Here is a 12,165-nt window from a genome sequence, read left to right as displayed (position 1 = left end):
CATGGAGCGTGCCGTGTGCCGTGCGCGTCACGGGCGCGGTCGCCAGCACTCCGCGAGGAGAGCTATATCGCGCTGGTCGCGGCGGTCGGAGCGTGCGCCATGCATGAGGCGACCGCTGCGGTGAGCACGCGCCTGACCCCTGCGTGGCTGCGCTGGCTGGCGCTGCTGGGGCTGTGCGCGGCCTATCTGCAGGGCGGGCTGGTCAAGGCCTTCGCCTTCGACGGCGCGGTCGCGGAGATGGTGCATTTCGGCATGGCGCCGGCCGCGCCGCTGGCGGCGGCGGTGATCGTGCTGGAACTGGGCGCGTCGCTGCTGATCCTCAGCGGCGCGTATCGTTGGCTGGGCGCGCTGGCGCTGGCCGGGTTCACCCTGGTGGCTGCGTGCGTGGCCAACCGCTATTGGGAGATGAGCGGCATGCAACGCTTCGCGGCGATGAACGCGTTCTACGAGCACCTGGGCCTGGTCGGCGGCTTCGTGCTGGTGGCCTGGCACGACCTGCGCGAGCGTGCGCATGGCTGAGTCCACCGCGCCCGTGCCGGCGACCGGCAGCTTCGCCCCGCTGCGGCATCGCGTGTTCGCGGTGCTGTGGGCGGCCACCGTGCTCGGCAACGTCGGCAGCTTCATGCGCGACGTCGCCAGTTCCTGGCTGGTCACCGACCTGTCCAACAACCCCGCCGCGGTGGCGCTGATGCAGACCGCGGCGACGCTGCCTGTGTTCCTGCTGGCGATCCCGGCCGGGGTGCTGTCGGACATCCTCGACCGGCGCCGCTTCCTGATCTGCGTGCAGGTGCTGCTGGCCTGCGTCAGCGCCAGCCTGCTGCTGTTGTCCAAGACCGGCGCGCTCACCGTCGAATACCTGGTCGCGCTGACCTTCGTCGGCGGCATCGGCAGCGCGCTGATGGGCCCGACCTGGCAGGCGATCGTGCCGGAACTGGTGCCGCGCGCGGACCTGAAGAACGCGGTGGCGCTGAATTCGCTGGGCATCAACATCGCGCGCGCGCTGGGCCCGGCCGGCGGCGGCCTGCTGCTTGCCAGCCTGGGCGCGGTCGCCGCCTATGCCAGCGACGTGCTCAGCTACGTGTTCGTGGTCGCCGCGCTGCTGTGGTGGCCGCGCGCCAAGGCGGCGGACAGCGGGCTGTCCGAGCAGTTCTTCGGCGCCTTCCGCGCCGGCTTGCGCTACGCCCGCGCCAGCCGCGAACTGCACGTGGTGCTGCTGCGCGCGGCGGTGTTCTTCGTGTTCGCCAGCTCGGTGTGGGCGCTGTTGCCGCTGGTGGCACGGCGCATGCTCGGCGGCAGCGCCGGCTTCTACGGCGTGCTGCTCGGCGCGGTCGGGGTGGGCGCGATCCTCGGCGCGATCGTGCTGCCGCACCTGCGCAAGCGCCTGGATGCCGATGGCCTGGTGCTGCTGGCCGCGGTGCTGACCGCGGCGGTGATGGCGGCGCTGGCCACGACCCCGTCGCAGACGGTTGCGGTGCTGTTGCTGCTGGTGCTCGGCGTCGGCTGGATCGTGGCGCTGACCACGCTCAACGGCGTGGCCCAGGCGGTGCTGCCGAACTGGGTGCGTGGCCGCGGCCTGGCGGTGTACCTGACCGTGTTCAACGGCGCGATGGCCGGCGGCAGCCTGGGCTGGGGCCTGATCGCCGCGCAGCTCGGCATCGCCACGACGCTGCTGATCGGCGCCGGCGCGCTGCTGCTGGTCGCGCTGGCGTTCCATCGCCTGCGCCTGCCCAAGGGCGAGGCCGACCTGCAACCGTCCAACCACTGGCCCGAGCCGCTGCTCAACGCACCGGTGGCGCACGACCGCGGCCCGGTCATGGTGCAGATCGAATACCGCGTCCGCGTCGCCGACCGTCCGGCGTTCCTGCACGCCTTGCGCGAACTGTCGCGCGAGCGCCGCCGCGACGGCGCCTACGCCTGGGGCATCACCGAACACAGCGCAGAGCCGGAGCGGGTGATGGAGTGGTTCCTGGTCGAATCCTGGGCCGAACACCTGCGCCAGCACCAGCGCGTGTCGCACGCCGACGCCGACCTGCAGCAGAGCGCGCTGCGCTACCACGTCGGCCCCGAGCGGCCGGCGGTGCACCATTTCCTGGCGCTGGACCTGCATCAGGCGCAACCGCCGGTTGCCGATGGGCGTGGCGGCTAGCGCGTTTTCAGCGCAGGGTTCTGCGGTTGGCGAAGTGGAAGGAGCGGAAGTGGTGGTGTCGGGAGGACTTCAGTGCGACGGCGTGTCGGGACCGCGCGTCGCGACTGAAGTCCCTCCCACAGGTGCGTTGTCCGCGATACAACCGGATGCGGAGACAGGCCAGCTGATCCAGCCTTTTCCGGCGTCAGCCGATGCAGCGACGCCATCGCGCCCTTGTAGGAGCGACTTCAGTCGCGACGAGCGAAGCCACAGGCACGCCAGGTCGAGCGAACGCATCGGCACCGACGTCTCGACGGCATGCCCAACTCATACACCGCCGGCCATGAAAGACCAGCGTCGACGGCAATGTGCAGACAAGAACCCCGCGCCGCCGCCTACTCCACCTCGGCCGCACTCGCGCTGTAGGTCGCGCCGTCGCGGCGCACCCGCACCGGCCCGCCGAACACCGCCGACAGCGGTGCGTCGGCCAGCAGTTCCTCGCGCCTGCCGTCGGCGTACACATGGCCGCCGCGCAGCAGGATCACCCGCTCGATCTCCGGCACGATCTCCTCGATGTGGTGGGTCACCAGCACCAGGGTGATGCCCTGGCGGGCCAGGTCGCGCATCGTCGCGAGCAGGTGCTGGCGCGCGATCAGGTCCAGCCCGGTACTGGGTTCGTCCAGCAGCAGCGCCTGCGGCCGGTTGACCAGCGCCCGCGCGATCAGCACGCGCCGGGTCTCGCCGGCCGACAGCTCCGCATAGGGTCGTTGCAGCAGCGGCAAGGCATGCGCCAGGTGCAGGGCTTCGCGCGCCCGCTCGCGCATCGCCTCGGTCACGTCGCGATGCGGCGGCACCACGTAGCTGGCGAAGAAGCCGGACAGCACCGCGCTTTCCACGTCCAGCCCCGGCATGTCGGCGAGATTGACGCTGAGATCGCCGGTGACAATGCCCAACTGGCTGCGCAGCCGGTCCACCTGCCAGCGGCTGTGCCCCAGCACCCGTACCGGCGCGTCTTCGCCGGCGCGTGCCAGCGGATACAGCTCGCGCGTGATCAGCTTGATGAACGAAGATTTGCCGCAGCCGTTCGGGCCGAGGATCGCGGTGTGCTGGCCGAGCGCGATGCGCAGGCTCAGCTCGTGCAGCACGCGCACCTGGCCGCGCACCACGCTGGCGCGGTCCAGTTCGATCAGTGGCGCGGCGGCCGGCATGGGAGTTGCATCGGGAACGGCGACGGACATGGAAGTGAAACCGTTTTGTGATCAAGAGCGCGCAGTGACTGAACACCATACGCGGGCGATGGGTGAAGTTTGCCGCCACTGCCCCCATCATGTCTTCTACTCAACTTGGCGGCATGCCTTCACGGCCTGGAGTTCTGGCAATGTTCGACGCGACCTTCGACTTCCTCAGCACCGGCCTGCTCGACGTTGGCTGGTGGGGCATGCTGGCGGTGCTGCTGGTGTTCACCCAGCTGACCATTTTCGCTGTGACCTTGTACCTGCATCGCAGCCAGGCGCACCGCGGTGTCGACTTCCATCCGCTGCTGTCGCACTTCTTCCGCTTCTGGACCTGGTTCACCACCTCCATGATCACCAAGGAGTGGGTGGCGATCCATCGCAAGCACCACGCCAAGGTCGAGACCGAGGACGACCCGCACAGCCCGCAGACCAAGGGCATCGGCCGCGTGTTCTGGCGCGGCGTGGAGCTGTACCGCGAAGCCCGCGCCATGCGCGGCGACATCGAACAGTACGGCAAGGGCGCCCCGGACGACTGGATCGAGCGGCGCCTGTACACCCCGCACGCGAACTGGGGGCCGATCGCATTGCTGGCGGTGAATTTCCTGCTGTTCGGCCTGCCCGGCATCGCCCTGTGGGCGTTGCAGATGGCCTGGATCCCGTTCTGGGCCGCCGGCGTGGTCAACGGCCTTGGCCACTGGTGGGGCTACCGCAACTTCGAGTCGGCCGACACCTCGACCAACCTGACCCCGTGGGCGCTGTGGATCGGCGGCGAAGAGCTGCACAACAACCACCACGCCTTCCCCAGCTCGGCGCGCTTCTCGATGCGGCGCTGGGAACTGGACATCGGCTGGGTTGCGATCCGCGGTCTGGCCGCGCTGCGCCTGGCCAAGGTGCTGCGCGTGGCGCCGACCCTGGACGTGCGCCCGAACATCGCCGTGCCCGATGCCGACACCCTGCGCGCGCTGCTCTCGCATCGCTTCCAGGCGATGACCGACTACCAGCGCAACGTATTCACCCCGGCGCTGAAGGAAGAGGCCGCGCAGGCCGGCGCCAAGCTGCGCCAGCTGCTGCCGCGGCGCCTGCGCAAGGGCCTGGTCGACGACGGCCGCTGGCTCAAGCCCGACGCCCGCGAACAGCTGCAGCACTGGGTCGCGCAACGCCCGCGCATGCGCACCCTGGTCGAGCACCGCGCCCGCCTGGCCGCCCTGCTGGAAGCGCGCAGCCACGACGCCAGCGAGCGCCTGAAGCAACTGCAGGCCTGGTGCCACGACGCCGAAGCCAGCGGCATCGCCGCCCTGCAGGCCTATGCGGCGCGGCTGAAGGGCTACGCCCTGGCATGAGCCGCGGCGTCCTGCCGTCTTTACCCGAACGCCGCCTTGTGCGGCGTTCGTCGTTCATGGCGCCGCTGCTCCTGCTGGCCGCGCTGCTTGGCGCGCCGAGCGGCGCTGGCGCCCAAGCCGTCGACAGCACCGGCAGCTACCTGCAGCGCATGGACCGCGACAGCGACGGCCGCGTGAGCCTGGACGAATACCTGGCCTGGATGAGCTACGCCTTCGACGCCCGCGACCTCGATCACGACGGCGTGCTCAGCCCCGCCGAACTCCCCAGTGGCCGCGGCAAGGCGATCACCCGCGCGCAGCACCAGGCCACGTTGACTGCGCGCTTTCGCAAGCAGGACGGCAATGGAGACGGTTATCTTAATGCCAAGGAGTTGGCGGCGCCGCCGCAGTGAGATTGGGCGATTGGACGCCGTGCCACTCCTAGTTACATTCCAGCGTCAGGCTTGGTTTGAGGTTCCGTCATCTGGTTGACTTGGAGCCCCTGGAAAGGTGAAGCAGCGCTACAGCAAGAAAACAAACGGCAACCCCATCACTCTGGATACCGACCATCACCAAGGCCAGAACGCAATACACCGCGGCCAGTTTGTGGTGTGAGGATCGCTGCATCGCCGTCTCGTTCTGCGGTTCTGCCAATGCACCGCTGGCAAATTGCCCACGTTCAACTCCAGTGTCTAGATGACGGCTTGCGTCGCCCATATTTTACAACGCTGAAAATTCTCTTCGTTCTCCCAGACCATGGTGTAGGTGGGCCCGCGCACGCGTCCGATCAGTTCCAAGGCCTTTTCGCGATCGTGGGCGAGGCAGGCGAAGCGGGCGAAGTTCTGCAGATTCCATTCGTCCGGATAGGTCTTCAGAACATCGTCGATGCCTGCGCGCATGGTCGACCAGCGTGCAAGCGACTCGCTGAACAGTCGTTCGTCGTAGACCGATTGCGAGGCGTACCAATAGACGCGTGCGTACAGCCCTTTACCTTCCCGTGCACGAGTGCGCTCCATCGCCATCCTGGTGAATCGTTCGATGTCGGCCGCACTGCCTCCCCATTTTGGCGAATAGAAGTCGATCGCGTGAAAATAGATCTCGTAATACTCGGGATACCGCGCCATCGCTTCATCGATCAAGGCCTGGAAACGGGCATCGTCCCACTGCTGCGCCTTGGCGACGGATTCCATCTTGACGTACCACTCCGGATCCGACGAGGCGATCTTCTTGTTGTCCTCCAGATAGCGTCTGGTCGCCTCGATTCCGGCTCTGAACGGCGCCCAGTCTTCCGGTCGAACCGTATCCGCATAGCCCCCGCCACGATGGCTCCAGGCGCGTCTGGACAGCCACTCCGCGTATGCCAACCGCGCGGTCGGAGACTTCGGATATGCCTCGATCCAGCGTTTGGCTGTCTGTTCCTTTTCCGTCCAAGTCGCCTCGTCGTACGTACCTATGAGGAAATAGCGATTGACGCCGCCATGGAGCACGCTTAATTTCCAGACGCCGCTGGAGGTACGGGTCTGCTCCGTTCGGAACAGAGTGGCTTGCCGCTCGAGCGTTGCGAAGTCGCCCTTCTTGAGCGCCTCCTTCATGCTATCGAGAATTGATGTACGTTCCTGTATCTCTTCGCTCGATGCCAGCATGGAAAGCATCGAAGTGGCGACAAATAGAAACGCAGACAACACGCGATGCTTTGTCCAGCTCATTGCCCCAACTCTCCTTCAAAAAAATCGTGCTTCCTTAACGGATATGGAGGTTCCAATGCGATGCTGCTGCAGGCTTGCTCCGCGCGCACTGGCGTGTCTCCACCCAGCGCCCGCGATCCACGCAGCCGCGCAGGCGTCGGGTGGGAATGGGGCGGCGTGTGGACGATCAAAGGGCTAGAGGAAATATTCACTTCAAACAGATATTCCCTCTGGCCCATTTTCTCCTCATGGCGCTTCCAATGTTTGTTCTATCAGGCTCTGCGGGGTTCTTCAGGGGCGACTAGGTACGTACTCAAGAAGATATAATATCAATTTTGTTTGCAGTAACGTTCACTTTTCCCATCAGATACCCATGAAACTCCGTAATTCCAATAGGATTTGCTAACGTGCTCAAGCGACAGCATAAGGCGCCTTTTGCAAAATCTATAGGTTGAGGAATACGGTGATTTTGTTGATGATAATTCGAGCCAGCCAAGCCGAGAAGCCGTCGCCCTAAAATTTTCTATGGGTATCAAATCTGGATTGCTGATGGAAATGTTTTGGGATAACGCTCCTGCGACGCTCGTCCTGTCAAATGTTTTGATAGGCCTCCCCCCAAATTCTGCTGCAAAAGGTTCAATTTCTTCCTGCAAGTGGCGAACATTTGGTTTTCCTGAAGGATCATAACTTTTAGAGCGCTGATATGAAGCATATAGACCGTACCCAACACAAAAAAAGATAATTAAAAAGAACCCGCTCTTTATGATTTTCACCAGACCCATCCCCAGCCATCATCACTTATAATTTCGCCAATTTCCCCTCCTATTCCACCTGTCCCTTTACCTTTAGTGGCAGAGACACCGGTGCCGATGCCAAGTTCTGTAGTTGATCCCGCACCTGGTGAATAGCTATAGGCTCCTCCCACCGGTGCATATGCTCCAAAAGTCGCCATGCCAGGGCCAGTGAATAGATTGTCAAGCATTCCACTACTCGGAGGCGCGTCACACTGATTAACCCAGCCAATGCTGGCGGTGACACCTGCAGAGATGGGGTGTGGGTATATTTTAGCTATCCCTTTGCTCATATATACCTTTCCATTTCTGCCTCTTGCGAAAGAAAGAGAACCTACCCCGTAACCAATTGAAACCTTAACAAAATCGGGGCCGCGAATATTTGTGCCGCGTTCCCACCAAGCTTTATGTCCGCCATTATTAAACGATCCAATCGACTCCAATCCTAATAGGTCGACTTTGCTAGTGGGCGCTCCAGCAGCATACGAATAGGTATTCAGGCCTCCAATTAATCCAATCGGATCGCTCTGCTCATACCGCCCAGTCCCAGGATTGTAGTCCCGGAAGTAGTTCTGATTGAACCCTGTCGCCGCATCGTAGCGTTGGCCAGGGAAGCGCATGTCGAACACAAAGGCCGTGCCGTCGCTGTCCGGGTCCTGATTCGGCGGAGTGTTACCGAAAGCTTCGCCCTTCAAGTCCCATTTCCAGATCGCGACGTCGCGGACCGGATCGATCACTGCACGCGGAGTGCCCAGGTGATCTGGTTGCACATAGTGCAGACCATTGCTCGCCAGCACGCCGACCGGCAGGTCGTCCAGCCAGATCGCTTGTTGCAGTGCTTGGCCAGTGGAGTCGTAGTCGCCCAGCCAGTGCCCGGTTTCGTCGTACAGCGTGTAAGTACCGGCCGTGCCCAGGAACTTGCGGACCTGCTCGCCGCGCCCGTTGTATTGGTAGTTCATCACCACCGCGCCCGCACGCTTGGCCTGACCCATGCGGCCGTTGGTGGCGTAGACGAATTCCTGTGCGGTGCCGCCGATGGAGAGCGTGTTGCCGATCGCGTCGTAGGTACGCGCGGTGCCGGCCACCGCGCTCAGGCGATGATTGGTGCTCGGGTACGTGTAGCTCTGCGTCGTGGTGTTGACCTTGGCGCTGAGCCGGTTGCCGGTGGCGTCGTAGCTGTAGCCGTCGATCACCGTGCCGGTCGGGCCGTCCTTGAACGCGGTCAATCGGCCCAGGGCGTCGTAGTCCAGGCTGACCACCGGCGCGGTGTTGCCCGCTGTGGTCAGAGCGCTGAGGTTGCCGGCCGGGTCGAAGGCGAAGCCGGTGCTCAGGCCGTCGCTGCGCGTGTCGCTGACCGCCAACGGACGGTAGTCCTGGTCCAGCACGCGCTGCATCGGACGGCCGTTGCCGTAGGACCAGCTCGCGACCGGGCCGAACGGGTAGTAGGTGGCGTTGCCTAGCAGCACCTGCCGGGTGCCGCCGGCCGGAGTCACACCCACCTCGGTGGTCTGGCCCTGGGCGTTGCGCACATAGTCCACCGCTGCGCCGTCGGGATAGGTCAGGCGGCTCAGCTGGCCGGCCTTGGTGTAGGCGTAGCGTAGTACGAACACCTTGCCGTTGGTGGTCTGCACCTTGCGGACCAGGTCGCCGAAGCGGTCGTAGCAGTAGTCGGTGGTGCCGCTGCCGTCCTGCATGCGGGTCAGGCGGCCGACCGCGTAGGTCTCGCCGCTGACGCACACGGCCTGGTTTACATCGTAGGTATAGGTGACGTTGAGGCTGCTGGTCGGATAGGCGACTTGGATCAGCCGGTTCAGGGAGTCGTAGCTGTAAGTGGTGGTGACGTTGCGCGCATCGGTCTGGCTGGCACGGTTGCCGGCGCTGTCATAGGTGTAGGTCGTCGTGCCGGTATCCGGGCTGGTCAGCGTGGTCAGGTCGCCAAGGCCGTTGTAGACATAGGTGGTGTCCAGGCCCTTTGGATCGGTGACCTTGGTCAGGTTGTCGAGCGCGTCGTAGCTTAACTTGGTCTCGGCCGCGATACCGCCCACGTCCTGCAGCGTGCGGGCCAGGCGGTTGAGTGGGTCGTAGTCGTTCTGGGTCGTGTGTCCGAGCGCATCGGTCACCGTCTTGGTGTTGCCGTTGGCGTCGTAGCCGAAGTCGGTGGGGTCACCGCTGGCGGTGGCCTGCGTGGCCAGTTGGCCGAGCTGGTTGTAGATCCGCGACAGCGTGCGCTTGAGTGTGCCCGATGCGTCCTTGGTGTCTTCCTTGACCCGATTGCCGGCGAGGTCGGTGGTGTAGTGGAGGGTGTTGCCGACATTGTCGACGATATCGGTCAGACGCTGCGCCGTGTCGTAGGTGAAATGGGTAAACGCACCATCGGGCTGGGTCACCTGCTTGACCAGCCCGGTCGGCCAGTAGTCGATCAGGGTGATGTGGTCGTCGCTCTCGCTGCTGTCGTCGCTACCGCGCACCTTGCTGGCGGTGAGCCAGCCCCGTGGGTGGTAGGTGTAGTCGGTGACGAGGCCATTGGCGTCCTTCACCGACAGCACGCGACCAGCGCCGTCATAGGCCAAGTACTCGGTGGTCCGACCAAGGGCATTGCTGATCTTCCACAGGTCACCCTTGTGGTGCGCACAGGTGGCCGGTGCCGTGGCGCAGGTGCTGTCGTCGCTGGGGTAGTAGGTGTAGCGGGTGGTGTCGTCGACGTCGGTGCGGGCGCCATCGACTGCCTTGAGCAGGCCCAGGATCGGACAGGCGCTGTCGGTCGCGGCCACGTCGGACGCTTCGCAGTAGCTGTACGTCAGCGTGCGCTGTTCGTTGGAGGTCGTGCCGCTGGTCGACACCTGCACCGGTTGCAGTCGGTCGTTATAGGTGTAGAAAAGGGTACGCCCGCCGCTCTGCACCGACAGCACGCGATTGCTGGCGGCGGCGGTACGCGTCGTCGTCGTGCGCTCCTGCGGTTGCCCGATGGCATCGCGGACGGTGTGGATGTTCACCTCAACGCCATTCTCGGTGGCCTCGACGTAGCTGTGCCCGGTCTCAACTCCACGCCGATCGATCACGCTGCTCAGCCGTCGGCGGAAGTCGCTGGCCTGGTCGTTGTAGCTGTACTGCAGCGTGCCGTCGTTCCTGGCTACGGCGCCGACCTTCGGCGATGCGCCACCGGCATTGGTCATCGTGTAATCGGCCGTGTCGCCCAGCGCGTCGGTGACGGTGGTGCCGGTAGACGAATACGTGAGGGTGACGCCGTCGATGCCGCCGGCGTGCTGGCTGGAGATTGCGCGGCCGGCCTCGTCGTAGGCGAAGGTGCTGAACCGCTGGCCGTCTTCCGTGGTGACGCCGGTCAGGTGCCGGGAAAAGCGCGTGTCCTCGTAGTGATAGGTCCGGCCATTGCCATCGGCATAGGTCACGGTGACCAAGCGCTGTTGATCGTAGCCGTAGCTGGCGAGCTGTACGCCGCCAGAGACGACGCCGGCGATCAGCGCGTCGTCGCTGTCGTCGGCGTACACCAGTTCGATGGAGCGGCCCTGCAGCGAGGTGATGCTCTGCAAGCGGCCGCGCGCATTGTAGCCGTACACTAGCCCGCTACCGTCCTCCGCCGTACGCGAGGTCAGCTTGCCCTGGGCGTCGAAGGTGTAGACGGCGTCCTGGCGATACAGCACCCATTGATCGCCATTGGCGATGATGCGCTCGCCGGAGGCATTGGCCGCGCGATAGTCCGAGCCCACTTTGCGGAACGGCACGGCGTAACCGCTGCCCTCCACCAGGCCCAGCGCATCGCCTTGGATCGTCAGATGCAGGCTGTGCGAGAAGGTCCAGCCTGGCCCGAACCCTCCAGTGTTCAGTGCAATGCCCGAATGGTAGTAACGCGTCAGGGCGACCCAGCCCAGATCGAAATCCTGCTCGGCCTGGAATTTCTCGCCGGTCTTGACGTCGCAGGGGTTGCCACGCATGCCTGAATTACCGCCATCTTTGCCTCCTTCGCACTGCAGCGCAGACACTTCGATCGTCGCGATGATCTCCTTGTTCGTGCAGGCTTGGTCGCTGATGTGCCATGCCGCGTAGGGCTTAGGACACTCTGAACGTCGCGTGCGGTCCATGAATGTGATGTATTCTTCGGTGTCGCTGCAGTCATCATAAAAAGTCTGAACGCTATATTGCCTGCTCTGACCTTCGATACCTATGTCGTACTCTGGATACGGGCCACTCAACGCTGTCCACGCTCCTGCCGGAGCGACCGACGCCGAACCACAGCTGGGACTTGATGTGTTGATGTCTTGGATAAGAGCAACAACGGCCTGCTCTTCCGTCGGGTATCTAGCAAGCCCCCACGCACTATACGTCCACTCCTCATCCTTGGCTTCGGTGCGCCCCATCCAGTAGGTGATCAATATCTTTCCGTCTTCACGGACTATCTGATCCTTGATAGTGTCGACGTACTGATAAGCATCCTCCATGTTCTGCGGTCCAGGAATCGCCTTGATCGCGGCCTCTGCCTGCGCTTGGGTGTCGTAAACGCCGTGGGACGTTCCTTCCGCATCGCGCACAAGAAATTGCTGTTTCTTTTCTTGAGCAGAGACGAGCGGGGAAACCAAGAAAAGGCAGAGCATCGCCATCAAAAGCGCGAAGCGCTTGGTACCGATCTCTTTTTGGTTACGATGCGACGTGATCATTGCGAGTCCTTGCAAGAAATCAATCAATCCAATGGAATCAAACGCTGCCGATGGCAGCGTCCGTCTGGATGCCCGTCGGGACTAATCGGTGCGATCGATCTGCTCCCAGCACCTGCTGCCCGCGTAGGCGCAGGCGGCAGGGCACAAGCCGATCAGGATGTGGATAGAAATCACGATTCGGCCTGCCCTTAACAGAACAAGACCAACTCATCCTTAAGAGAGGCAGCGCAAAAAACGGGAGACACACGTTTCGCATACGACAATCCTTGTCATCACCTGCAGCGATACTAGACGACGGTGCAGGGGCTGGCAACCGAGTGCTTCGGCTTCTAACCGCGCT

Annotated in this window: 8 protein-coding genes; 4 read left to right on the top strand and 4 right to left on the bottom strand. The window is 63.7% G+C overall.

The window, feature by feature from the left end:
- Nucleotides 1-99 precede the first annotated feature (99 nt).
- Together NUG20_RS21770 and NUG20_RS21765 are read left to right on the top strand one after the other, a co-directional pair.
- Nucleotides 100-519, top strand: coding sequence for a DoxX family protein (locus NUG20_RS21770; protein WP_263396434.1), 420 nt, complete (start codon nt 100-102; stop codon nt 517-519).
- Entirely contained in the window at nt 512-2,146 is a 1,635-nt protein-coding gene (locus NUG20_RS21765) for an MFS transporter (RefSeq protein WP_263396433.1), read from the top strand. The genes NUG20_RS21770 and NUG20_RS21765 overlap by 8 nt, the downstream gene beginning before the upstream one ends.
- Before the next feature lie 374 nt (nt 2,147-2,520).
- On the opposite strand, the gene NUG20_RS21760 is transcribed toward NUG20_RS21765, so the two are convergent.
- Nucleotides 2,521-3,363: an ABC transporter ATP-binding protein gene (locus NUG20_RS21760; protein WP_263396432.1), complete on the bottom strand. Its 843-nt coding sequence runs from the start codon at nt 3,361-3,363 to the stop codon at nt 2,521-2,523.
- Nucleotides 3,364-3,503: 140 nt separating this feature from the next.
- Between NUG20_RS21760 and NUG20_RS21755 the strand changes: the two genes are divergently transcribed.
- The gene (locus NUG20_RS21755) at nt 3,504-4,700 is read left to right on the top strand and encodes a DesA family fatty acid desaturase (RefSeq protein ID WP_263396431.1); all 1,197 of its coding nucleotides are present in this window, start codon (nt 3,504-3,506) and stop codon (nt 4,698-4,700) included.
- A complete protein-coding gene (locus NUG20_RS21750) occupies nt 4,697-5,092 on the top strand; it encodes an EF-hand domain-containing protein (RefSeq protein WP_263396430.1) in 396 nt (131 codons plus the stop codon). The genes NUG20_RS21755 and NUG20_RS21750 overlap by 4 nt, the downstream gene beginning before the upstream one ends.
- Before the next feature lie 279 nt (nt 5,093-5,371).
- Here the strand turns inward: NUG20_RS21750 and NUG20_RS21745 are convergent, their stop codons facing one another.
- From NUG20_RS21745 to NUG20_RS21735, 3 genes are all read right to left on the bottom strand, one after another.
- The gene (locus NUG20_RS21745) at nt 5,372-6,385 is read right to left on the bottom strand and encodes a cytoplasmic protein (RefSeq protein WP_263396429.1); all 1,014 of its coding nucleotides are present in this window, start codon (nt 6,383-6,385) and stop codon (nt 5,372-5,374) included.
- 308 nt (nt 6,386-6,693) lie between these two features.
- A complete protein-coding gene (locus NUG20_RS21740; RefSeq protein WP_263396428.1) occupies nt 6,694-7,137 on the bottom strand; it encodes a hypothetical protein in 444 nt (147 codons plus the stop codon).
- Nucleotides 7,134-11,852: an RHS repeat-associated core domain-containing protein gene (locus NUG20_RS21735; protein WP_263396427.1), complete on the bottom strand. Its 4,719-nt coding sequence runs from the start codon at nt 11,850-11,852 to the stop codon at nt 7,134-7,136. The genes NUG20_RS21740 and NUG20_RS21735 overlap by 4 nt, the downstream gene beginning before the upstream one ends.
- Between the last annotated feature and the right edge of the window lie 313 nt (nt 11,853-12,165).

The organism is Xanthomonas sp. CFBP 8443 (assembly GCF_025666195.1).
Taxonomy (GTDB): domain Bacteria; phylum Pseudomonadota; class Gammaproteobacteria; order Xanthomonadales; family Xanthomonadaceae; genus Xanthomonas_A.
Note: the sequence above shows the minus strand (reverse complement) of the source record. Positions and strands in the feature narration are given on the sequence as shown.

Bases quoted from the DNA above. Each gene is read 5' to 3' on its own strand.
- NUG20_RS21770 (WP_263396434.1), top strand. From the start codon at position 100: ATGCATGAGGCGACCGCTGCGGTGAGCACGCGCCTGACCCCTGCGTGG.
- NUG20_RS21765 (WP_263396433.1), top strand. From the start codon at position 512: ATGGCTGAGTCCACCGCGCCCGTGCCGGCGACCGGCAGCTTCGCCCCG.
- NUG20_RS21760 (WP_263396432.1), bottom strand. From the start codon at position 3,363: ATGTCCGTCGCCGTTCCCGATGCAACTCCCATGCCGGCCGCCGCGCCA.
- NUG20_RS21755 (WP_263396431.1), top strand. From the start codon at position 3,504: ATGTTCGACGCGACCTTCGACTTCCTCAGCACCGGCCTGCTCGACGTT.
- NUG20_RS21750 (WP_263396430.1), top strand. From the start codon at position 4,697: ATGAGCCGCGGCGTCCTGCCGTCTTTACCCGAACGCCGCCTTGTGCGG.
- NUG20_RS21745 (WP_263396429.1), bottom strand. From the start codon at position 6,385: ATGAGCTGGACAAAGCATCGCGTGTTGTCTGCGTTTCTATTTGTCGCC.